The sequence below is a fragment of the Nesterenkonia sp. PF2B19 genome, from assembly GCF_001758425.2.
Classification (GTDB): Bacteria; Actinomycetota; Actinomycetes; order Actinomycetales; family Micrococcaceae; genus Nesterenkonia; species Nesterenkonia aethiopica.
Genome location: NZ_MDSS02000061.1, coordinates 1 through 20748 on the forward strand (window position 1 = coordinate 1; position 20748 = coordinate 20748).

Annotated in this window: 17 protein-coding genes, 3 pseudogenes and 3 riboswitches; of the genes and pseudogenes, 11 read left to right on the forward strand and 9 right to left on the reverse strand. The window is 70.0% G+C overall.

The window, feature by feature from the left end:
• On the forward strand, positions 1-426 hold a 426-nt coding region (locus tag BCY76_RS14270; RefSeq protein ID WP_139827822.1), incomplete at its 5' end, for a helix-turn-helix domain-containing protein.
• Here BCY76_RS14270 and BCY76_RS14275 read toward each other — a convergent pair.
• On the reverse strand, positions 409-1338 hold the full coding sequence (locus BCY76_RS14275) for a LysR family transcriptional regulator (RefSeq protein ID WP_237090179.1): 930 nt from the start codon (positions 1336-1338) through the stop codon (positions 409-411). The genes BCY76_RS14270 and BCY76_RS14275 overlap by 18 nt on opposite strands.
• Before the next feature lie 172 nt (positions 1339-1510).
• On the opposite strand from BCY76_RS14275, the pseudogene mmsB reads away from it, so the two are divergent.
• The 4 genes and pseudogenes from mmsB (at position 1511) to BCY76_RS14295 (ending at position 6321) form a co-directional block, all read left to right on the forward strand.
• Positions 1511-2493 (forward strand): annotated as a pseudogene (gene mmsB, locus BCY76_RS14280) (3-hydroxyisobutyrate dehydrogenase).
• A 65-nt stretch (positions 2494-2558) separates the two neighbouring features.
• Positions 2559-4040 (forward strand): annotated as a pseudogene (locus tag BCY76_RS14285) (CoA-acylating methylmalonate-semialdehyde dehydrogenase).
• A gap of 84 nt (positions 4041-4124) precedes the next feature.
• Positions 4125-5714, forward strand: a complete 1590-nt coding sequence (locus BCY76_RS14290) for a GntP family permease (RefSeq protein ID WP_085437839.1) — start codon at positions 4125-4127, stop codon at positions 5712-5714.
• A 202-nt stretch (positions 5715-5916) separates the two neighbouring features.
• On the forward strand, positions 5917-6321 hold the full coding sequence (locus tag BCY76_RS14295; RefSeq protein WP_070161836.1) for a YtxH domain-containing protein: 405 nt from the start codon (positions 5917-5919) through the stop codon (positions 6319-6321).
• A 100-nt stretch (positions 6322-6421) separates the two neighbouring features.
• Here BCY76_RS14295 and BCY76_RS14300 read toward each other — a convergent pair.
• Positions 6422-7852 (reverse strand): annotated as a pseudogene (locus BCY76_RS14300) (LLM class flavin-dependent oxidoreductase).
• A gap of 338 nt (positions 7853-8190) precedes the next feature.
• Between BCY76_RS14300 and BCY76_RS14305 the strand changes: the two are divergent.
• The 4 genes from BCY76_RS14305 to BCY76_RS14325 all read left to right on the forward strand — a co-directional run bounded on the left by BCY76_RS14305 (position 8191) and on the right by BCY76_RS14325 (position 11250).
• Positions 8191-9438: a hypothetical protein gene (locus BCY76_RS14305; protein WP_139827823.1), complete on the forward strand. Its 1248-nt coding sequence runs from the start codon at positions 8191-8193 to the stop codon at positions 9436-9438.
• 141 nt (positions 9439-9579) lie between these two features.
• Positions 9580-10407 (forward strand): ATP-binding protein, encoded by an 828-nt coding sequence (locus tag BCY76_RS14315; protein WP_139827824.1) that lies wholly within the window; start codon positions 9580-9582, stop codon positions 10405-10407.
• Positions 10398-10646 (forward strand): hypothetical protein, encoded by a 249-nt coding sequence (locus BCY76_RS14320; protein ID WP_139827825.1) that lies wholly within the window; start codon positions 10398-10400, stop codon positions 10644-10646. The genes BCY76_RS14315 and BCY76_RS14320 overlap by 10 nt, the downstream gene beginning before the upstream one ends.
• Positions 10647-10758: 112 nt before the next feature.
• Complete coding sequence (locus tag BCY76_RS14325; protein WP_070161846.1) at positions 10759-11250, forward strand: GNAT family N-acetyltransferase; 492 nt, start codon at positions 10759-10761, stop codon at positions 11248-11250.
• A gap of 93 nt (positions 11251-11343) precedes the next feature.
• Here the strand turns inward: BCY76_RS14325 and BCY76_RS14330 are convergent, their stop codons facing one another.
• The 7 genes from BCY76_RS14330 to BCY76_RS14360 form a co-directional block, all read right to left on the reverse strand.
• Entirely contained in the window at positions 11344-12747 is a 1404-nt protein-coding gene (locus BCY76_RS14330) for an LLM class flavin-dependent oxidoreductase (protein WP_085437842.1), read from the reverse strand.
• Positions 12744-14060, reverse strand: a complete 1317-nt coding sequence (locus tag BCY76_RS14335; protein WP_083277721.1) for an acyl-CoA dehydrogenase family protein — start codon at positions 14058-14060, stop codon at positions 12744-12746. The genes BCY76_RS14330 and BCY76_RS14335 overlap by 4 nt, the downstream gene beginning before the upstream one ends.
• Positions 14057-14983: a MetQ/NlpA family ABC transporter substrate-binding protein gene (locus tag BCY76_RS14340; RefSeq protein ID WP_085437843.1), complete on the reverse strand. Its 927-nt coding sequence runs from the start codon at positions 14981-14983 to the stop codon at positions 14057-14059. The genes BCY76_RS14335 and BCY76_RS14340 overlap by 4 nt, the downstream gene beginning before the upstream one ends.
• Positions 14980-15891, reverse strand: a complete 912-nt coding sequence (locus BCY76_RS14345) for a MetQ/NlpA family ABC transporter substrate-binding protein (protein WP_070161850.1) — start codon at positions 15889-15891, stop codon at positions 14980-14982. The genes BCY76_RS14340 and BCY76_RS14345 overlap by 4 nt, the downstream gene beginning before the upstream one ends.
• Entirely contained in the window at positions 15888-16844 is a 957-nt protein-coding gene (locus BCY76_RS14350) for a MetQ/NlpA family ABC transporter substrate-binding protein (protein ID WP_070161852.1), read from the reverse strand. Before BCY76_RS14350 ends, BCY76_RS14345 begins: the two co-directional genes overlap by 4 nt.
• A 91-nt stretch (positions 16845-16935) precedes the next feature.
• Positions 16936-17598 carry a methionine ABC transporter permease gene (locus tag BCY76_RS14355; protein WP_070161855.1) on the reverse strand — a complete coding sequence of 221 codons (663 nt, stop codon included), beginning with the start codon at positions 17596-17598 and terminating at the stop codon, positions 16936-16938.
• A complete protein-coding gene (locus BCY76_RS14360; protein ID WP_083277722.1) occupies positions 17598-18551 on the reverse strand; it encodes a methionine ABC transporter ATP-binding protein in 954 nt (317 codons plus the stop codon). The genes BCY76_RS14355 and BCY76_RS14360 overlap by 1 nt, the downstream gene beginning before the upstream one ends.
• A 7-nt stretch (positions 18552-18558) precedes the next feature.
• Positions 18559-18670, reverse strand: a riboswitch (SAM riboswitch).
• Between the two features lie 213 nt (positions 18671-18883).
• A riboswitch (SAM riboswitch) is annotated at positions 18884-19000 on the forward strand.
• Between the two features lie 10 nt (positions 19001-19010).
• Here BCY76_RS14360 and BCY76_RS14365 point away from each other — a divergent pair.
• A complete protein-coding gene (locus tag BCY76_RS14365) occupies positions 19011-19628 on the forward strand; it encodes a flavin reductase family protein (protein ID WP_085437844.1) in 618 nt (205 codons plus the stop codon).
• Between the two features lie 114 nt (positions 19629-19742).
• Positions 19743-19863: riboswitch (SAM riboswitch) on the forward strand.
• A 34-nt stretch (positions 19864-19897) separates the two neighbouring features.
• Positions 19898-20748, forward strand: an 851-nt coding sequence (locus BCY76_RS14370; RefSeq protein ID WP_442935364.1) for an ABC transporter ATP-binding protein, incomplete at its 3' end; no start/stop codon positions are given.

Below are 20748 nucleotides of genomic sequence, written 5' to 3' on the forward strand. Positions count from 1 at the left end.
CGCCGAGAGCTGGACGCCGCCTGGGAGGTCGCCGAGCTGGCCGCGTCGCTGCGCGGCCGGGGCCGGCACCTCCGGCCGGCGGTCCCGGAGTTCTGGACCGCAGGGGACATCCGGCTCTGGGGAGTGCTCGCCGAGCTGGAACGGCGCGACGTCGTCGAACGGCTGCTCGCCCATGAGCTGCGCCTGCTGCGCGGCACCGACGCGGAGACCCGTGACCTGAGGGCGCTGATCGAAGCCCTGGTACGCACGCGCGGCAGCAAGACGCAGCTCGCCGCCCGGCTGGGAGTCAGCCGTCCTACGCTGTACGCCCGGCTGGAGAGTCTGGAACGTCGCCTCGGACGCCCGCTGGACGACGGCGAGACGCTGACCACCCTGCATGTGGTCCTGATGCTCGAGGAGCTCTCCGGTTCAGACCTGCCCGACTGAGCGCAGCCGCTGCTCCGTGCGACGGCCGTGCTCGCGGAGCGCGGCGTAGACCGCCTGCACCGCAGGATTGCGCAGCGCCTCCTGCCGGCCCACCGCCCAGTAGGACAGGCGGTGGACATAGTGTTCGGGCAGCAGGTGGATCAGCTCCGAGTGGTGGACGGCCACGTAGTCAGGCAGCAGCCCGATGCCGGCTCCGGCGGTGGTGGCGGTGACATGGGAGAGCACATTGGTGGAGGCGATGCCGCGGCGCATGGTCGGCAGCCTCTGCGTGGCGCGGTCGAGGTCGTCGATGGTCAGCACCGCCTCCACGTAGTAGTTGAGCCGATGACCGGCCAGCTCGGAGAGGTCCGCCGGGCGCCCGTGACGGGCCAGGTACTCCTCGGTGGCGTAGAGCCGCAGCGCATAGTCCATGACGTGCTCGGCCTGCGCCCGGTGGATCTGCGGACGGCCGACCACGATCTCCAGGTCGAGGCCGGAACGGTTCTGCCGGGCCCGCTGGGTGGCGCTGATGAGCTCCACCGCCAGGTTCGGGTTGGCCTGCTGCAGCTCGGCCAGGGCCGAGGTGGCCAGATGGACGGCGAAGGCATCTGGGGAGCCCAATCGCACCACACCGGAGATGCGGCCGTCCTGCTCGCCGTCTCCGGCCAGAGAGGCCAGTGCGTCCTCCACGCGTTCGGCGGCCGCGAGCGCCCGCTGCCCGAGCGCGGTGACCTCCCAGCCGGACGGGGTGCGGGCCAGCACCCGTCCACCCAGGGACCGCTCAAGTCCGGCGATGCGCCGGGAGACGGTGGAGTGGTTGATGCCCAAGGCGTCGGCCGCGGCGGTGTAGCGGCCCAGCCGCGCCACGGAGAGGAAGGTCATGAGCGCGTCGAGATGCTGTGCCTGGGGCTCCCCGGAGGGGTGATCCGTCATGCGGACCAGTGTGCGCAGATGCACATTGTGCGTGCAATTTTCCCGGCCCATCGTGCATTGAAGCCGCAGGCGGCACCTCTTAGTGTGAGGCATGACACACCCGTGCGAGGGTTCCCGCACGACGTGACCGAACCGGCGCAGGAGGCCGGACCCACGACTCGAGGAGGAGCGCATGGCCACCTATGGATGGATCGGGCTGGGGAACATGGGCGGCCCCATGACGGCGAACCTGGTGCAGGCCGGGCACACGGTGCGCGGCTTCGACCTGGATGCCGGAGCCGCCTCGGCGGCCGCCGCCCACGGCGTGCAGACGGTGGGCACCATCGCCGAGGCCGTCGCCGGTGCCGACGTCGTGTTCACCATGCTCCCCAAGGGCGAGCACGTCCGGGCCGTGTTCGGCGGTGAGGACGGGATCTGGGCCACCGCCGAGAAGACCACCCTGCTGGCGGACTCCTCCACCGTGGACATCGAGACGTCGCAGCACTGCCATGACGAGTCCGCCGCCCGGGGGTTCCGCTTCGTGGACGCCCCCGTCTCCGGAGGGATCTCCGGGGCGGCCGCCGGCACCCTGGCCTTCATGGTCGGCGGCGAGGAGTCCGCGGTGGCCGACGCTCGGCACTCATCGAGCCCATGGCGGGCAAGGTCATCGCCGCCGGCGGGCCGACGGCCGGCATCGCGGCGAAGATCTGCAACAACATGATGCTGTTCATCGACCTCATGGCCGCCTCCGAGGGGTCCCAGCTGGCCGAGCAGCTCGGGCTCGACCCGAAGGTCTTCTGGGAGATCGTCTCCGTCTCCTCCGGGCATTCCTGGGCCCAGCAGACCTGGTACCCGGTGCCCGGCGTCGTGGACTCCGCCGCCGCGAACCGCAACTATGACGCGACCTTCCGCGCCGACCTGGCGCACAAGGACATCAGCCTCGCCCTCGATGCCGGCGAGAAGACCGGAGTGCGTCTGGAGGCCGCGCAGCTGGCGCATCGCCGCTTCGAGCAGCTCATCGGTGAAGGCTACGCGGACAAGGACTGCACCCTCATCGTGAAGTACACCTCCCCCGACGGCGGCGCCCCCGGGTGGGACGGGACCGGCACTGCCGGCACCGAGAGTTCCTCCGAGACCACCGGCGACGCCGCACCCGCGGAGACCAGAAAGGCCTGATATCCATGACCTCCACCACCCCCACGACCTCCCCCACCGGTGCCGCCGTCGGCGTCGACGGCGAGCTGCCCGTGATCGGACACATCATCGGCGCAGAGATGATCACCGACGCCGAGCGCCACTCCCCCGTGCGCAACCCCGCCACGGGGCATGAGACCGGACGCCTCGCCCTGGCCGACGCCGGGCGGGGTCCGCGACGTCGTCGCCGTCGCCGCGGAGGCGCAGAAGGCGTGGCGCCGCACCGGCCTGGCCAAGCGCACCCAGATCATGTTCAAGGCCCGCCAGATCCTCGACGAGCGGCGCGGCGAGCTGGCGGCCACGATCACCGCCGAGCACGGCAAGGTGCTCTCCGATGCGAACGGCGAGATCACCCGAGGCCTGGAGAACGTGGACTTCTGCACCGGCCTGATGCATCATCTCAAGGGCGAGTACGCCGAGCAGGTGGCCACCGGAGTGGACGTCCATCAGGTGCGCCAGCCGTTGGGCGTGGTCGCCTGCATCACCCCGTTCAACTTCCCCGCCATGGTGCCGCTGTGGATGATCACCACCGCCATCGCAGCGGGCAACGCCGTGATCCTCAAACCCTCCGAGCGTGACCCCTCCGCGTCCCTGCTGATCGCCCAGGCCTTCCGCGACGCCGGACTGCCGGACGGCATCCTCAACGTGGTCCACGGCGACAAGGAGGCCGTGGACGAGCTGCTGGTCAACCCGGGCATCGCGGCGGTCAGCTTCGTGGGCTCCACGCCGATCGCCCGGTACATCTACTCCACCAGCGCGGCCCACGGGAAGCGGGTCCAGGCCCTCGGCGGGGCGAAGAACCACATGGTGGTCATGCCCGACGCCGACCTGGACTCCGCCGCCGACGCCGCCGTCTCCGCGGCCTACGGCTCCGCCGGCGAGCGCTGCATGGCGATCTCCGTGACGGTCGCCTCGGCGACATCGCCGACGAACTCGTGGAGAAGATCCGCACCCGCGCCGAGGGGCTGAGCATCGGCGACGGCACCGACCCGGCCTCGGAGATGGGGCCGCTGATCACCCGCGAAGCGCTGGACCGCGTCACCGGCTATGTGGCCGGCGCCGCCGAGGAGGGCGCCACGGTGGTGCTCGACGGGCGCGAGAAGACCTTCGACGGGGAGGGCTACTTCATCGGTGCCTCCCTGCTGGACCACGTGAAGCCCGGCATGAAGGTCTACGACGAGGAGATCTTCGGACCCGTCCTCTCGGTGGTCCGCGTGGAGAGCTACGACGAGGCCGTGGAGCTCATCAACGCGAACCGCTACGCCAACGGGACCGCCGTGTTCACTCGGGACGGCAAGACCGCCCGCGAGTTCGAGTTCGACATCGAAGTGGGCATGGTCGGGGTCAACGTCCCCATCCCGGTGCCCGTGGGCGCGTTCAGCTTCGGCGGCTGGAAGGACTCCCTGTTCGGAGACACCCACATGTACGGCCCGGAGGCCTTCAACTTCTACACCCGCCGCAAGGTGGTCAGCAGCCGCTGGCCCGAGCCCAGCGAGTCGCAGATCAGCCTGGGCTTCCCCACCCACTGAGGCAGGCACCCACCGGCGCCCCGCCCGTCCTCGCGGCGGGCGGGGCGTCGTCGTGTCTGCCCACCCTGACCCTCAGGAGGACGTATGGCCTTGGGACTCCTCGGAATCCTCGTCTCGCTCGCGCTGCTCATCACCCTGGCCTATCGCGGGGTGACCATCGTGGTGGCCGCGCCGCTCTCGGCACTGGTGGCCATGCTGTTCTCCGGTGCCCCGATCCTGGCCAACTACACCGAGATCTTCATGCCTGCGCTGGCGAACTTCATCGGTCAGTACTTCCCCATGTTCCTCACCGGGGCGATCTTCGGGAAGCTGATGACGATGGCCGGGTACGCCACCGACATCGCTCGAGTGGTCACCCGCTGGCTGGGGCCGAAACGGGCGCTGCTGGCCACGGTGCTCACCACCGCCCTGCTGACCTACGGGGGCATCAGCGTCTTCGTGGTCGTGTTCGTGATGTTCCCCCTGGCCCGGGAGCTCTTCCGCGCCGCCGACATCCCTCGCCGGCTCATCCCCGGGGCGATCGCCCACGGCATGCTGACCTTCACCATGACCGCGCTGCCCGGTTCGCCCCAGGTGCAGAACATCATCCCGGGCCAGGCCTTCCAGACCACCACCTTCGCCGCGCCGGGCCTCGGAATCCTCGGCGGCACGATCATCTTCATCCTGGGCATGCTGTGGCTGGAGCACCGCAAGCGTCAGCTCACCGCCCGTGGAGAGCACTTCGCGGACCCCACAGCCCTGGAGCTGCGCAGCGGCGCCGGGGCCGACATCGGTGCCGGGGCCGCTGCGATGTCCGTCGGCGACGGGTCATCCTCCAGAGGCTCCGCCGGATCCTCCGCCGGGCAGACGAGGACCTCACCGGGGCCGGGCGCCACGACCGCCCACGACAACGGCACCGGCAACGGCACCGACAGCGGCAACACCAGCGACAGCGCCTCCCCCGCCCGGCCTTCCACTCCCGGCATGCTGACGCCGCCCAACCATGTCTTCCCCTTCATCCCGGTGCTGCTGGTGTTCCTCATCAACTTCGGCTGCACCATGGTGCTGTTCCCGCTGATGGACTGGGGCTACCTGCAGGACGAGCGCTACGGCGGCATCGGCCTGGGTGACCGGGCTGGCGCCTGGGCGGTGCTCACCGCCCTGGCCGGGGCCATCCTGGCGATCCTGGCGATGAACGCCCGGCACCTGCGCTGGATCCTGCAGGGCATCACCGACGGCGCCCGCAACGCGCTGCTGCCGATCTTCAACACGGCCTCCGAGGTCGGCTACGGCGCCGTCGTCGCCTCTCTGGCAGCCTTCGCGCTCATCCGGGAGGGGATCTTCGGCGTGAGCGAGAACGCCCTGGTGGCCTCGGCGGTGTCGACATCGACGATCTCCGGGGTGACCGGCTCGGCGTCCGGCGGCATGACCATCGCGCTCAACGCGCTCGGCGAGGAGCTGCGGGACCTCGCGGTGGACCAGGGCATCAGCCTGGAGGCGATGCACCGCATCACGGCCATGGCCTCCGGCGGGCTGGACTCCATGCCGCACAACGGGGCGGTGATCACGCTGATCATCGTCTGCGGGATGACGCATCGCGAGTCCTACAAGGACGTCGGGGTCGTCTCCCTGGTGATCCCGGTCCTGGTGACGGCCGCGCTGATCCCCCTGGTGCTCACCGTCGGCAGCTTCTGAGGCCACCGACCCGTGCGCCGTCGCCCTCGTGCTCTCAGGGTGGTCTCAGGGTCGAATGGGGGTCGGATCCGGGTCGTGACCTGGTGACATGAGCCCTCCGCCGCCAGTAGTTTCGAAGGACCGGCGGGGCCGGAGACCGACGCTGGCACCAGCGTGGCCCGCCCGCCTCGACCACGGTCATGACGGAACGAAGGAGTTGACGATGGGACTGCTCTCACTGGGTGTCGGCATGGCCGTCGGCTATGTGCTCGGCACGAAGCACGGCAAGGAGGGCTTCGAACAGGCGCGCAGGTCCGCCTCCGAGGCCTGGAACGACCCGGACCTGCAGGAGAAGATCCAAGACACGGTCTCCTCGGTGAGCGACACCGCCGGGAAGGTGGCCCAGGACGTGGCGGAGAAGACCCGACGCGCCGCCACCGCCGCCGCCGAGGCGGTCCGGCAGGGCGGTGCGGAGGCCGCGGAGACCTTCGATGAGGAGTTCCACGCGCCGGAGACGGTGCCCTCCTCCCACGGGGACGTGGACAGCGACCCCGGCCTGAGCACCGAGAAGGAGGGCAGCGACTGGGCGCAGGAAGGCGGTGCCCCGGGAGACCGCGGAGGCGGCTGACCCGCCTGCAGCAGGTTGGGCCCGGAGGGATTGTCAGAATCACGGCGCTGACGCGGCGTGCAGCGACAATCCCTCCGGGCTCACCGCATAGTTGGGACCCTCAGACCTCGGCGGCCTGACGACGGCGCAGCTGGAACTGCGCGCCGTGGTGCTCCGCCGGCAGGTGGTCGCCGGCGCCGAAGAGCTTGTGCGCAGCGTGCCCGGCGTGTACTCGGTCTTGTACCGTCCCAGCCTCTGCAGCGCCGGCACCACGTGCTCCACGATGTCCTCGAAGGTTCCGGGAGTGATGTGGTACGCCAGGTTGAACCCGTCCACGTCGGTCTCGTCCTGCCAGTCGGCCAGCTGACGAGCCGCCGACTCTCCGCCGCCGACGATCACCGGTCCGAATCCGCCGACGCCGACCCATTCGGCCAGCTGCCGGACCGTCCACGGCTCCCCCTCCCGGCCGGAGGCCTTCTGGAAGGTCTCCACGGTGGACTGGATGGCGTTGGACTCCACATCACCGATGGGCTGGTCGAGGTCGAACTGGCTCAGATCCAGCCCCATCCACCCGGACATCAGCACCAGCCCGCCGATCGGATCCACGTACTGGACCAGCTCGTCGTACTTGGCCTGCGCGGCGTCGTCGTCGGCCCCGGTGACCACCGTCTGCATGGCGAAGATCCGCACGCTGTAGGGGTCCCGGCCGGCGTCGACGGCGGCCTGCCGGATGCGCTGCACCGACGCCTTGGCCAGCTCCTTGGTGGGCGGGTTGATGAACACGGCCTCAGCGTGCTTGCCGGCGAAGGCCCGCCCCCGGGTGGAGGCACCGGCCTGGTAGACCACCGGCATGCGCTGCGGGGAGGGCTCCACCACGGAGATGCCGGGGGTCTTGAAGTAGCGGCCCTCATGCTCGATGCGGTGGACCTTGGAGGTGTCGGTGAAGACGCCGGCCTCCTTGTCCGCGACGACGGCGTCGTCCTCCCAGGAGCCCTCCAGCAGCTTGTAGACCACGTCCATGTACTCATCGGCGTGGTCGTAGCGGGCGTCGTGCTCCATCTGGTCGTCCTGGCCCATGTTCTGCGCGGCCGAGGGCAGGTATCCGGTGACCACGTTCCATCCGACCCGCCCCCCGGTGAGGTGGTCCAGGGTGCCCAGGCGGCGGGCGAACGGGTAGGGGTGCTCGTAGGCGGTGCCGGCGGTCAGCCCGAAGCCGAGGTGCTCCCGTGACGGCGGCCATCGCGGAGACCAGCAGGAAGGGGTCGTTCACCGGCACCTGGGCGCCGGAGGACAGGGCGGCGTCAGGGGTGGCGGCGAAGACGTCATAGGGGCCCAGCACGTCGGCGATGAACAGCCCGTCGAACAGGCCCTTCTCCAGGGTTCGGGCCACGTCGGTCCAGTACGCCAGCGTGTTGTACTCGCGGGCCCGGTCCTCCGGGTGGCGCCACAGCCCCGGGGACTGGTGGACCACGCAGTTCATGTCGAAGGCGTTGAACAGGATCTCGCGCTGTCCTGCGGGGGTGGTCGGCGGCTGGGTGTGGCGGTCGGTCATCGGTTCCTCCTTGCGGGTCGCCGATGCAGGCGCTCGACGCGCAGCCCGGGAGCCAGGGTGCACGCGCCAGAGGAGCCCTCCATCGGTCCTGGCCTTAGCACCCCGGCGCTCCGGCATCCCCGCCCCGGGGCCCGACGGCGGCGCCGCGGGCTGGGGCTGGGTGTCCGGACCGCCTGTGTCACCGTGACGGTCGGGTTGCTGCGGCGTCGTCGAGCCAGGTCTCTCAGCCGCTCTGGATGGTACGGCCCGCACTCTACCGGCCTCCCCTGGACACGCACGAGGCCGGTGTCACATTCCTTCGCAGAGTTGGGCGCCTCCCGGCGGCTATCCTGGTGGGCATGGCCAGCCCCGGGAATGCTTCGCAGTCGACCGCAGACGGCGCCGCAGAGGACACAGCGCATCAGCACCCAGCGCATCAGGTGACAGCGCATGAGGACCCAGCGCATGAGGATGCTGCAGAGCACGACGACGACGCGGTCGCCGGTGACGACGACGCCGTCGAAGGCGACTCCGACGAACGCCCGGCCATGACCACCGACGCCGGCACCACGGCCCTGGAGCGGTTCATCACCGAGCACCTCGGGCCCCGCGTCGAGGAGCTCAACGCCATCCCTCAGGCCCCCGGCCACCAGGCGCTGCTGCGCCGGGAGCTGGCCCAGCGACGCATCACCGTCCGCGAGGTGTCACCCCACAACCACGTCCTGCTCTTCGGCGGCGTCGTCATCGGCGGCTTCGATCGCACCATGACCTCCCTGGTCAGCTCCAATGCGCGTCGAGTGACCCGGAACAAGGCGCTGACCAAGCGACACTTCGAGCTGCAGGAGATCCCGGTGCCGGCCGGGCGCACCTTCAGCGAGAATGAGATCACCGAAGCCGCCAAATACCTGGGGTCGTTGTCCGGGCCGGCGGTGCTCAAGCCTGCGTCCGCGAAGCCCGGGCACGGAATCGCCACACATCTGACCAGCGCCGAGGAGCTGCAGCAGGCCTGGCCGGAGGCGCTCGACGCCCGGCTGACCGGCGAGGCGCCCAGCAGGAAGCTGATGGTGGAGCAGTTCCATGACGGCCTGGACCTGCGCGCCTTCGTGGTGGGTGAGAAGCTCGTCTCCGCGATCGTGCGGGTTCCGCTGCACGTGGTGGGTGACGGAACCTCCGAGATGCACACCCTGCTGCAGCGCGATGCCGCACGCCGGCAGAGCCACGGCCACCTGGCCGCCCACACCCCGGCGGTCCAGGAGGAGGACCTCGCACCGATGGGCCTGTCTCTGTCCACGGTGCTGGAGCCGGGGCGGGTCGTGGTCCTCAATGAGGCCGCGAACCTGCGGGCCGGCGGCATCCCCGTGGACGTCACGGACCGCATCGGTGAGGAGCTCGCCGAGCTCGCCGTCGACGCGCTCTGGTCCATCCCCGGGCTCGGCGCCGCCGGGATCGACCTGCTGGCCCCGGACCTGGACAGCGCGGAGGGAGCCGTGGTGCTCGAAGCGGACATCAGCGCGAGCCTGGTGCCCCATCACTGCCCCGCCTACGGCAGCCCGCGGAACGTGGCCGGGGCGATCGCCGACGAGCTTCTCATGGCCGCCTCCCGGTGAGGATATCCTGAGAGCCATGGCCTCCAAGACCACCGCCTCCCCGGACAGCCCCACCGACGGCCTCGACGCCGCCCCCGCCGTCGCGACGCACGAGGCGACGTCGGCATCGATGACGCCGGCTCCTCCTCGGCGACGCGGCAGGTGCCGGCGGTCCTGTCCGACTCCGCCGACGCCGTCGAGCGGTTCATCGTGGACCAGCTGGAGCCCCGGCTGGACCAGCTGCAGACCTGGAACGGCACCTCGCCGCATGACCAACTGCTCGCCGCCGCCGCGAAGCGCAAGAAGATCACGGTGAAGAAGATCAGCGACGCCAACCAGCTGCTGTTCCTCTCCGGCGTGGTGATCGGTGGGATGGACGCGATCATCACCTCTCTGGTCAGTCATCAGGCCCGACGTGTCTCCCGGTCCAAGCAGATGACCAAGAAGTACCTGCAGGCCTCCGAGGTGCCCACGCCGAAGGGCCGGGCGATCAGCCCCACCGAGTTCTCCCGCGCGGTGAAGTATATGAAGGCTCTGGGCGGCCCCGTGGCGGTGAAGCCCTCCTCCGGGCGGGCCGGCAAGGGCATCAGCACCGCCGTGCGCACCGAGGGCGAGCTGCGCCAGGCCTGGCAGCGGGCCATGGCCTCCCGCTCGGCCACCTCCGACTCGAAGTACCAGATGATCGTGGAGGAACATCACCCGGGTGTGGACCTGCGGGTCTACGTGGTGGGTGAGCAGGTGGCCGGCGCGATCGTGCGCGTGCCGTTCTACGTGGTCGGCGACGGCGTCTCCACGGTGGGCGAGCTGGCGGAGACCGAGATCGCCCGACGGCAGGACAACGCCTACCTGCGGCCGCGCCAGCCGAAGGTCACCGACGACTTCCTGGCCCCGGTGGGGCTGAGCACACGGATGTGCCGGCGGCCGGGCAGGTGCGTCGCCTCACCGAGATCGGCGACACCTCCCGCGGCGGAGGCCTCGCCGTGGACGTGACCGACGAGCTCCCCGACGCCCTGCGAGACCTGGCCGTGGACGGGCTGTGGTCGGTGCCGGGGCTCAGCGCCGCCGCCGTCGACCTGCTGGTGCCGGACCTGGAGACCGGGGAGGGCGCCGTCGTGCTGGACATCAACCCGTACGCGAACATCATGCAGTTCCGCTACCCGGCCTATGGGGAGCCGCGCATGGTGCACGACGCGATCATGGAGCAGATCCTGCACCGCGCCTCACGCTGAGTCGCGACGGCCCTCCGCCCCGGCGGTTCTGCACCACGACATCACGTCTGCACCGCAAGATCTGCTGAGGCAGACGTGATGTGGTGGTGCAGAACGGCGAGGAGGAGTGGGAATGGACGACGACGGCGGCAGCGTCAGGACACACGTGCGGCGGGCAGGCCCAGAGGACGCGGGGATGGTCGCCCGGCTGCTGGACGACTTCAACACCGAGTTCGGCTCCCCCACGCCCGGGGCCGCCGTGCTGGCTGAGCGACTGCGGCGGCTGCTGGGGTCCGAGCAGACCCGCGCCTGGCTGGGCTGGCAGGATCCGGGCGGCGCCCCGGACGGGGTCGCGCTGGTGACCCGCCGCCCCAATGTGTGGTGGGACGGTCCGGTGGATCTGCTCGACGAGCTCTACGTGGTGCCCCCGCGTCGATCCCAGGGGCTGGGAGCGCGGCTGATCGCCGCGGTGCTCGACGACGCCCGCGCCGGCGGCGTCACGCTGGTGGAGGTCCCGGTGGATGCGCCTGACGCCGACGCCCGACGGTTCTACCGGCGGCAGGGATTCCAGGAGATCGACCCCGAGACGGGAGACCACGCCCTGCTGCTGTGGCACCAGATATGAACTCCCGACGCCGGCACCGCGGCCATGCCCAGTGAAACCACGGTGCCGACGTCGGAAGGGTCTGTGAGGAGCGCCGGTCAGACGCTCAGCCAGTCAGGACCCGGCGGGAGCCGCCTCCGCTCGGCTGCCGAGCCGGCGGGCCGGATGGTCCTCGGCCAGGTGCGGCCCTGCACCGCCGAGCTGCTCCCGCAGGGTCACCGGGGTCTCCGGACGCTCGGCGAGCAGTCCACGGCGCTGCAGCTCCGGGGTGATCAGGTCTCGGAACCGCTCGAAGTCGGCGGGCCGCACCGCGGCGGAGACGTTGAACCCATCCACCCCGGTGATGGTCTGCCAGCGTTCCAGCTCGTCCACCACCTGCACGGGGTCCCCCACGATGAGCGGGCCGCGACCGCCGATGGAGATGAACTCCGCGGCGTCGCGGACCGTCCACTGCTTGGTCGGGTCCTTGGTGAACATGGCCAGGGCGGACTGGTTGGCCTCGGTCTGCACTTCGGCGATGACGTCGTCGTCGTCCAGACCGGACAGGTCGACCCCGGTCCAGCCACCGAAGAGCGTGAGCGCGGCCTCGGTGTCCACACAGCTGCGGTACTCCGTGAGCCGGTCCTGCGCCTCCTGCTCGGTCTCGGCGACGACGATGGTCACCATGGCGAAGAATCGCACCGACTCCGGCTCGCGCCCGGTGTCCGCCACGGCCTGCCGCGTGGAGGCCACCTGCTGGGCGAGCTTCTCCGGCCGGGAGCTGATCACGAAGATCGCCTCGGCGTGGTCGACGGCGAACTGCTGCCCGCGCGCCGAGGAGCCCGCCTGGAACAGCAGCGGGGTCCGTTGCGGGCCCGGATGGGTGAGCATCTCTCCGGGCACGGAGAACCAGCGGCCCTGATGCCCGACCGGGTGGATCTTCTCCGGGTCCACGAAGACGCCGCGCTCGGCGTCGGCCACCACGGCATCGTCCTCCACCGAGTGTTCGAAGAGCCGGTACATGACCTCCAGGTACTCGTCGGCCCGGTCGTAGCGCTCGTCATGGGGGATCTGCCCCTCCATGCCGAGGTTCCGCGCGGCGGAGTCCTGGTAGCTGGTGACGATGTTCCAGGCGATGCGCCCGCCGGTCAGATGGTCCAGCGTGGCGAAGCGCCGGGCCAGCAGGTAGGGGGCCTCATAGGTCACCGAGGCGGTCAGCCCGAAGCCCAGGTGCGTGGTGGCCGCCGCCAGCGCGGGCACGATCACCTGCGGGTCCAGCAGGGGGTACTGGACTCCCCCACGGGCCGCGGCGTCTGCGCTGCCCCCGTAGACGTCATAGATGCCGGGGACATCCGCCAGGAACAGGCAGGAGAATCCGGCGTCCTCGACAGTGCGGGAGAGCTCGGTCCAGTAGTCCAGGGAGTCGAAGGCGGTGATGCGGGAGTCCGGGTGCCGCCACAGCCCCGGCGACTGGTGGACCGGCACCAGCATGTCGAAGGCGTTGAACAGCATCGGACGGGCTGCGCCGGACCCGGTCATCGCTGGGCCCCCTTCGCCTCGCCGATGGCGTTGAGCCCCTCCGGCAGCGTGCCGTTGATCTCCCAGTCCCCGATGGACCGGGCCCGGAACACGATCGGGTTGTGCGTGGCGACGGTCTGCGCGTTGCGCCAGTGCCGGTCCAGCGCCTTGGTGCGCAGCGTCGCCGAGGCGCCCACGGTCTGGAACAGCTCCTGGGTGACCCCGATGACGATCTCCGGCACGGTGACCTGCGCCTGCTCCACCGCGATCTCGGCGTCGTAGACGGCGCCCGGAAGCTCACCGTCGAAGCCCAGACGGTGGGTGCCGACGGCGAACCCGGCCTCCAGGGAGCGGTCGTGGATCCGCGCGACCTCCAACACCGTGGACTCGGCGGCGAAGGCCTTCGCGGACATGGTGCCGATGATCTGCTGGATCAGCGGGTCCTCGCGGAACAGCTGCCCGGAGCCGGAGGTGTTGAAGGTGCGCGTGCGCTTGGCCACCAGCGCGACGGCGTCGGCCACCGCGGCCTTCGCGATGCCGACCTGGACGGCCAGCAGGTACAGCTGGAAGAACGCGGCTTCGTGCACCGCCTCATGCGAGCCCGGCACGCGGTCCAGCACGGCGACGTCCTCCACCGGGGCGCCGTGGAATCGGGTGGTGCCGGTGCCCGTGAGCTTCTGGCCGAAGCCGTCCCAGTCGTCGATGACCTCCACACCCTCGGCATCGGTGGCGACGACGGCGAACCGACGCCCCTCCAGCCCCGGCCGGGAGGCGGAGACCCGGGTGTAGTCCGAGAAGATGGTCCCGGTGGAGTAGAACTTCTCCCCGTCCAGGCGCCAGGTGCCGTCCTCGTCCTGGGTGAGCACCGTGTTCAGCGTGCCCAGGGCGTTGCCGCCCTTCTCCGTGGACGCGTTGCCCACGGTCGCCCCGGCCAGGACCCGCGGGTACCAGGCCTGCTGGATCTCCTCGGGCTGGAAGCGCAGCGAGTCCACGAACCCGAAGTGTCCGCGGTACAGGTGGGCCACATTGGAGTCGACGGCGGCCAACCGGATCACCTGGCGGATCAGGTCCTCCACGCTCCCGCCGGGGCCGCCGAATTCCCGGGGCACCCGCAGGGCGCCGAAGCGCGCCTCGTCCAGGAGCCGGACAGGCTCATGAGGCAGCTCGCGGGCCAGCTCCCGGTGCACCGCTCCGGAGGCGATGGTCTCCAGCAGGCTCTCGGGCAGCTCGACGCCGGAGTGCGGCGCCTCCACGCCGCGCCCGCCGCTGGTGCTGGTGCTGGTGCTGGTACTGGTGTCAGTGCTGGTCTCGATGCTCGTCGTCGTGGTGCTCATCGGCTGTTCACGTCCTCCCAGGCGGCGTGGATGTCGCGGTCGAAGGCCGGGGTGAGGATCCCGTCCAGGTAGTCGCCGTACCAGGCGGCGACCTCGTCGTCGTGATAGGCGCTCTTCAGCGCCTCGTACTTCTCCGGCTCCTCCTCGGCGAAGCCGGGGCGGGCGCAGACCGCCAGGGCGAAGGGCAGCGCCTCGTCCGCGGACTCCATGATCAGGACCTCCTCCGGCATGACGTCCACCTCGGCGAGCAGTCGGGCAAAGCCGAAGACGGCGTCCACGTCTGGGTAGATCTGACCGACCGACTGCTGGTCCACCTCCACGAACTCCAGGTCCAGCGGATTCGCGGTGATGTCATGCACGGACAGGGCCGCCACATGCTTGGACTCGTCGATCTCGATCAGCCCGCCGCGGGCCAGCAGCCGGATGCCCCGGCCGTTGGTCGCCGTGTCCACCGGCAGGGCGATGCGCGCCCGCTCCGGGATGTCCTCGAGCGTGTCATGGACGGCCGAGTAGATCCCCGAGGGCTGCTCGAACATGAAGAACAGCGGCTCGATGTCCAGGTCGTTGTCCTCGTTGAACTGCCGCAGGTAGCTGATGTTCTGGAAGAAGTTGACGTCGTATTCGCCGTTGGACACCGCATGGTTGGGCTGGATGATGTCGGTGACATAGGTGGCGGTGACGTCCCAGCCGTCCGCGGCGAGGATCTCCTCGGCGATCTTCGTGGGCTCCTGGAACGGCGGGGACTCGGTGACGATCAGCCGCAGGGTGCGGTCATTTCCGAGTGCCCCGGCGATCCCGCAGCCCGAGGTGAGGCTCCCGACGCCGGCCAGAGCGGCCATGCCCAGTGAACCGCTGAGCAGCCGGCGCCGGGAGAGTCTGGTGTCTGCGGCCGCTGGCGAGCGCCGCAGGGTGGGGGCGGTCATGCGGAGATCTCCGCCCAGGCGGCGTCGACGTCGACCTCGAAGGCCGGGTCGAGCACGCCGTCGAGGTAGTCGGCGAACCAGTCGCGGACCTCTTCGGACTGGTAGGCGCGCTCCAGCGCCTCGGCGGCCTCGGTGCCGGCGAAGTCCGGGGCGGCGGCCACCACGCAGGTGAAGGGCAGGGCCACGTCCTCACCTTCCAGGGCGAGGGTGTCCTCGGGGCCCAGGCCGATCTCGGAGGCCAGGCGCAGGAAGGCGAAGGCGGCGTCGACGTCGTCGATGCTCTGCGCCACGGACTGCTGATCGACCTCCACGAACTCGAGGTCCCGCGGGTTCTCGATGATGTCGCGCTGGGACAGCTCGGTGACCGGGACCGATTCGTCGATCTCCAGCAGCCCGGCGTCGGCGAGGAGCTTCAGGCCGCGCCCGTTGTTGGCGGTGTCCACCGGCAGCGCGATCTGGGCGCCCTCGGGCAGATCGCCCAGCTCGCTGTGCTCACTCGAGAAGAGCCCTCCGGGGGCCTCGTAGACGGCGAACACCGGCTCGATGTCCAGGCCGTGGTCAGAGTTGAACTGGTCCAGGTAGGCGAAGTTCTGGAAGAAGTTCGCGTCATACTCACCCTGGGCCACCACCTGGTTCGGCTGGATGATGTCGGTGACATAGGTGGTCTCCAGCTCCCAGCCCTCCTCGGCCAGCAGATCCTTGGCGATCTCAGTGGGCTCCTGGAAGGGCGCGGACTCGGTCACGATGATGCTGATGGTGCGGTCCTCGTCCCCGACGGCGTCGGCCAGCCCGCAGGAGGTGAGGCTCCCGACGGCGGCCAGCGCGGCGATGCCCAGTGCACCGCGCTGGAGCCGCCGCCGGGAGAGTGTGGGGGTCTGGGAGGGACGGCCGATGGTGCTGCGGTTCATGCGGTGAAGTCCTCCCAGATCGGCTCGACGGTGTCGAGCGTGAACTCGTCGGTGAAGTCGATGGCGCCGTCGAGGTAGTCCTCGAACCACTGCTGGACCTCCTCGGACTGGAAGGCCTCCTGCAGGGCGGCGGCCTTCTCGGTGTCCTGGAAGCCGGGCGCCCCGGCGACCACGCAGGTGAAGGGGATGCGGACGTCGTCGTCGTCCTCCAGGATCAGCGCGGTCTCCGCGACGTCGTGGCCCGCCTCGGCGACCAGCCGCGCGAAGGCGAAGCCGGCGTCGACGTCCGGCAGGGTCTGTGCGGCGGACTGCTGGTCGATCTCGATGAACTCGAAGTCCTTCGGGTTGTCGATGATGTCCCGCTGCGAGAGCTCGGTGACCTCCTTGGACTCATCGATCTCCAGGACCCCGGCGTCGGCGAGCAGCTTGATCCCGCGGCCGTTGTTCGCGGTGTCGACCGCCAGGGCGATCTGGGCGCCGTCGGGGAGGTCCTCGATGCTGTCATGCTGCAGCGAGAAGATGCCGCTGGGCGCGTAGTAGACGGAGAACGCGGGCTCCACATCGGTGCCGTTGTCCTGGTTGAACTGCCGCAGGTAGGCGATGTGCTGGAAGAAGTTGGCGTCGTACTCCCCCTGGGCCACCACCTGGTTGGGCTGGATGATGTCGGTGACGTAGGTGGTCTCCAGCTCCCAGCCGTCCTCGGCGAGGATGTCCTTGACGATCTCGGTGGGGTCCTGGAAGGGCGCCGACTCGGTGACGATCATGCTGATCGTGCGGTCGTCGTCGCCCACGGCGTCGGCCAGCCCGCAGGAGGTCAGGGTGAAGGTCCCCACTGCGGCGAGTCCGCCGAGCAGCAGGCCGCGGCGCCCGAGCGGGGAGGAGGCGAGCGAACCGGTGGCCCCGGTCAGCCCGAGCGCGCCGGAGACGCCGGAGGATGTCAGTGTTCTGGGCATGTCACAAGCTTTCGTTGTCAGGGTGCAGCGACCTGCACGCCGGGATGGAGGAGTGCGCACGGAGCGCAGGGGCGGCCGAACCGGCCGGTGGTCAGATGCGCTTGTCGGTGAGCCGCGCGAGGCGGGTGCCACTGAACTGCACGAGCGTCACCAGGGCGATCATCAGCACGATGGCGACCATCATCACCGCGGTCTCATAGCGGTAGTACCCGTACCGGATGGCGAAGTCGCCGATTCCGCCGCCGCCGACCAGTCCGACCATGGCCGAATAGGAGATGAAGCTGACGGTGGTGATCGTGATGGACCCGATGATCGCCGGCTTGGCGTCCACCAGCAGCACATTGCGGATGATCTGTCCGCGAGTGGCCCCCATGGCACGGGAGGCCTCCACCGCCCCGGACCCCAGCTGGGTGATGTTCTGCTCCACCAGCCGGGCGAAGTAGGGAATGGCGTTGACCGTGAGTGGGACGATCGCAGCCGCCGTGCCGACCGTGGTGCCGACGACCAGCCGGGTGAACGGAATGATCGCGATCAGCAGGATGAGGAACGGGAAGGAGCGGACCATATTGACGATCCCGCTGACCAGCGCATGGGCGCGGGGCAGCGGAGCGATTCCGCCCGGGGCATGGATGAACAGCCAGATGCCCAGCGGAGTGCCGAACAGCACCGCCAGCGGGATGGCCACCGCGATCATGGCGAAGGTCTCCAGCATGGCCTGGACGAGTTCGGGCTGCAGTTCGAGGATGCGTTCCATCAGCGACGACCTCCCTCGAACGGCACGGCGGCGAGCAGCTCAGAGGCCGCGAGCCTCTGGGGGCCACGGGGCGGGTCCTGGGGCGCCGGCGGCTCTGCGGACTCTGCGGACTCTGCGGACTCTGCGGACTCTGCGGCGCGACCCTGGTCCCCGCTCGGCGTCGGCGCCTGCGTCCGGGCGCCGCCGTCACGGTCCACACTGATGCCGTCGCTGACCAGGTACCGGCCGATGGAGGTGTGCGGAGCGAAGCCCTCGCGCTGCAGCTCCCGGGCGGGGAACTGCTCCACCACGCGGCCGGACTCCATGACGGCGACGTGATCGGCCAGGGCCTTGATGACCTCCATCTCGTGGGTCACGATGACCACGGTGATGCCGAGCTCGCGGTTCACGTCGGCGAGATACTGCAGCACCGTCGCCGTGGTGAAGGGGTCCAGGGCGGAGGTCGGCTCGTCACACAGCAGCACCTCCGGCCGAGTGGCCAGGGCGCGAGCGATGGCCACCCGCTGCTTCTGCCCGCCGGAGAGCTGGGCCGGGTACACCTTGGCCTTGTCGGTGATGTCCACGATCTCCAGCGCCTCGGCGGCGCGACGCCGGCGGACGCGACGGTCCTTCTCGCCGGCGAACTTCAGGGACAGCTCCACGTTCTGGGCGACGGTCAGATTGTTCACCAGGTTGAACCCCTGGAAGATCATGCCGATCTGGTGCCGGGCGCGACGCAGAGCCTCGTCGTCGAGGGCGGTCAGCTCCACCCCGCCCACATGCACCTCACCCGAGGTGGGGCGCTCAAGCAGGTTGATGTTGCGCAGCAGCGTGGACTTCCCGGCGCCGGAGAAGCCGATGATCCCCTGGATGCTCCCGCGGGGGATCTCCAAGGAGACGTCATCGACGGCGTGGATGGGCTCCTTGCCCCGGGCAGCGGGGAAGGACGTGGACACATGGCGCAGTGAGATCATCGGGCATTCTCCATCGTCTCTGGCGTTAGCACCGTTCCCCGGGCCGCACTGGGCACGGCTGCTCCGGGTGGTTGCTGCGACGTCGTCGAGCCAGATCTCTCAGTCGCTCTGGATGGGTTCGTTGGGGTCAACCATACGCGCAGCAGATGAACAATCGTCAAGTCAGCGGATTGAGTTCATGTCACGAGGCGTAAGAATGTACAGCCCCCTCGGACTGAGGGAGCCACACTCTGGACGCATCCTGCGCGCCCGCTGGACGGAATATGTCGCCGCGTCTCATCCTGCGAACGGTTCTTTGATCACATCTCTCTGCGGCCGTACGCTGGACACACAGACCATCCCGAGCGGCCGAGAGATCTGGCTCGTCGACGCCGCAGCAACCTTCGGATGCGATCCGCCCCCTCCGGCGGATCCTTCAGAAAAGGTGCTACCGCCAGGACCGATGGGAGTTGATCCGCCATGAGCACCGCACTGGCCGCCGCCGAGCGCCCCACGACCACCGTGGAGGAGACCGTGCCGCACGCGCCCGCTGACACCGGAGCCCGCCCCGCCGTGGGCCGCGCCGCCACCCGGCTGGCCGACGTCGATCCGCTGGAGCTGCGCCGGACCTTCGGCCACTTCCCGCAGGGGGTGGTGGTCGTCGCCGCCGAGGTGGACGGCCGCCCGGAAGGGCTCGTGGCCTCCACCTTCACCATCGGCGTCTCGCTCGAGCCGCCGCTGGCCACGGTGGCGGTGCAGCACAGCTCCACCACCTGGCCGAAGCTGGCCGGGGCGGACACCGAGCTGGGAGTGTCACTGATCGGGCACGGCCAGTCGGAGCTGTGCCGGAAGATCGCCTCCAAGGACCGGGAGAGCCGATTCACCGGCCTGAGGACAAGCATCGGCACAGGTGGGTCGATCACCCTGGAGGGTGCGCCCGTCACCTTCACCACCCGCATCTACGACCAGGTCCGGGCCGGCGACCATGACATCGTCGTGCTCGAGCTGCTGGACCTGGCGGTCGAGGACTCCGCCGAGGCGCTGGTGTTCCACCAGAGCGAGTTCAAGAGCCTCGGCCCGCTGTCTCCCGAAGCCTGAGGGCATCCCCCTCCATCCGGGGGCACCGTCGTCGGGCCCACGCCACCCCACATGTCTCACACTGTGACATCACCTTTGCCCGGCCCACGCTGATCCGCGTAGGGTTGAGCACGTACACCATCCCGAGCGGCTGAGAGATCTGGCTCTGTGACGCCGCAGCAACCTTCGGATGCGTCGATCGGCCTCTCTGTGCCCGTCGCATCAGAAAAGGTGCTACCGCCAGGATCGATGGGAGTGAATTTCCTATGGGTTCGTCTGCACCCGCACTCGTGACGCACGAGTCTGACCAGTACCTCTCCGAGCATTCCGGCGGCGTCGCTCTGCTGGACCGTCCCGCCCCCGCAGGGGCCGCCACGCATTCGATGGACGTGCAGCTGCGCGGTGTGGGGCGCGCCTTCGACGGACGCACCGTCCTGCACGACGTCGACCTGCACATCTCCCCCGGCGAGGTGGTCGCCATCCTGGGCGCCTCCGGCTGCGGGAAGTCCACGCTGCTGCGCGCCGTCGGCGGTCTCGACGCCGGATGCTCCGGTGAGGTCATCATCGACGGCACCCCGGTGCGCACCTATGACGAACGGACCGCCGTCGGCTTCCAGGAGCCTCGGCTGCTGCCCTGGCGCTCGGTGCACCGCAACGTCTCCCTCGGGCTGCCGCGGCACGTGTCCGCGGCGGAGAGCCGTCGGCGAGTGGATGAGCTGCTCGAACTGGTCGGCCTAGCCGAGCGCGCCCAGCTTCGCCCCCGGGAGATCTCCGGCGGCATGGCGCAGCGCGCCTCGCTGGCCCGGGCCTTGGCCCGCCGCCCCGGCGTGCTCCTGCTGGACGAGCCCTTCGGCGCCCTGGACGCCCTGACCCGGCTGAAGATGCAGGACCTCCTCCTGGACGTCCATGCGCAGACCGGCACCACGGTGCTGCTGGTGACCCACGACGTCGACGAGGCCCTGCAGCTGGCCGACCGAATCCTGCTGCTCGGCTCCGACCCGGTGGACCCCGCCCGCGAGGGCGCCACCGTCTCCCGCCTGCTCACCGTTCCGGGCAGCCGGCCGCGTGACCGTGCCTCCGCTGAGCTGGCCGCCTGCGCGGCGAGCTCCTGGCCTGCGCGGCGCGCGACGCGCAGCAGCAC

Coding starts and splice junctions, on each gene's coding strand:
- BCY76_RS14350 (WP_070161852.1), bottom strand. CDS start 16,844: ATGCCCAGAACACTGACATCCTCCGGCGTCTCCGGCGCGCTCGGGCTG.
- BCY76_RS14355 (WP_070161855.1), bottom strand. CDS start 17,598: ATGGAACGCATCCTCGAACTGCAGCCCGAACTCGTCCAGGCCATGCTG.
- BCY76_RS14325 (WP_070161846.1), top strand. CDS start 10,759: ATGGACGACGACGGCGGCAGCGTCAGGACACACGTGCGGCGGGCAGGC.
- BCY76_RS14295 (WP_070161836.1), top strand. CDS start 5,917: ATGGGACTGCTCTCACTGGGTGTCGGCATGGCCGTCGGCTATGTGCTC.
- BCY76_RS14335 (WP_083277721.1), bottom strand. CDS start 14,060: ATGAGCACCACGACGACGAGCATCGAGACCAGCACTGACACCAGTACC.
- BCY76_RS14275 (WP_237090179.1), bottom strand. CDS start 1,338: ATGACGGATCACCCCTCCGGGGAGCCCCAGGCACAGCATCTCGACGCG.
- BCY76_RS14345 (WP_070161850.1), bottom strand. CDS start 15,891: ATGAACCGCAGCACCATCGGCCGTCCCTCCCAGACCCCCACACTCTCC.
- BCY76_RS14305 (WP_139827823.1), top strand. CDS start 8,191: ATGGCCAGCCCCGGGAATGCTTCGCAGTCGACCGCAGACGGCGCCGCA.
- BCY76_RS14290 (WP_085437839.1), top strand. CDS start 4,125: ATGGCCTTGGGACTCCTCGGAATCCTCGTCTCGCTCGCGCTGCTCATC.
- BCY76_RS14340 (WP_085437843.1), bottom strand. CDS start 14,983: ATGACCGCCCCCACCCTGCGGCGCTCGCCAGCGGCCGCAGACACCAGA.
- BCY76_RS14365 (WP_085437844.1), top strand. CDS start 19,011: ATGAGCACCGCACTGGCCGCCGCCGAGCGCCCCACGACCACCGTGGAG.
- BCY76_RS14360 (WP_083277722.1), bottom strand. CDS start 18,551: ATGATCTCACTGCGCCATGTGTCCACGTCCTTCCCCGCTGCCCGGGGC.
- BCY76_RS14330 (WP_085437842.1), bottom strand. CDS start 12,747: ATGACCGGGTCCGGCGCAGCCCGTCCGATGCTGTTCAACGCCTTCGAC.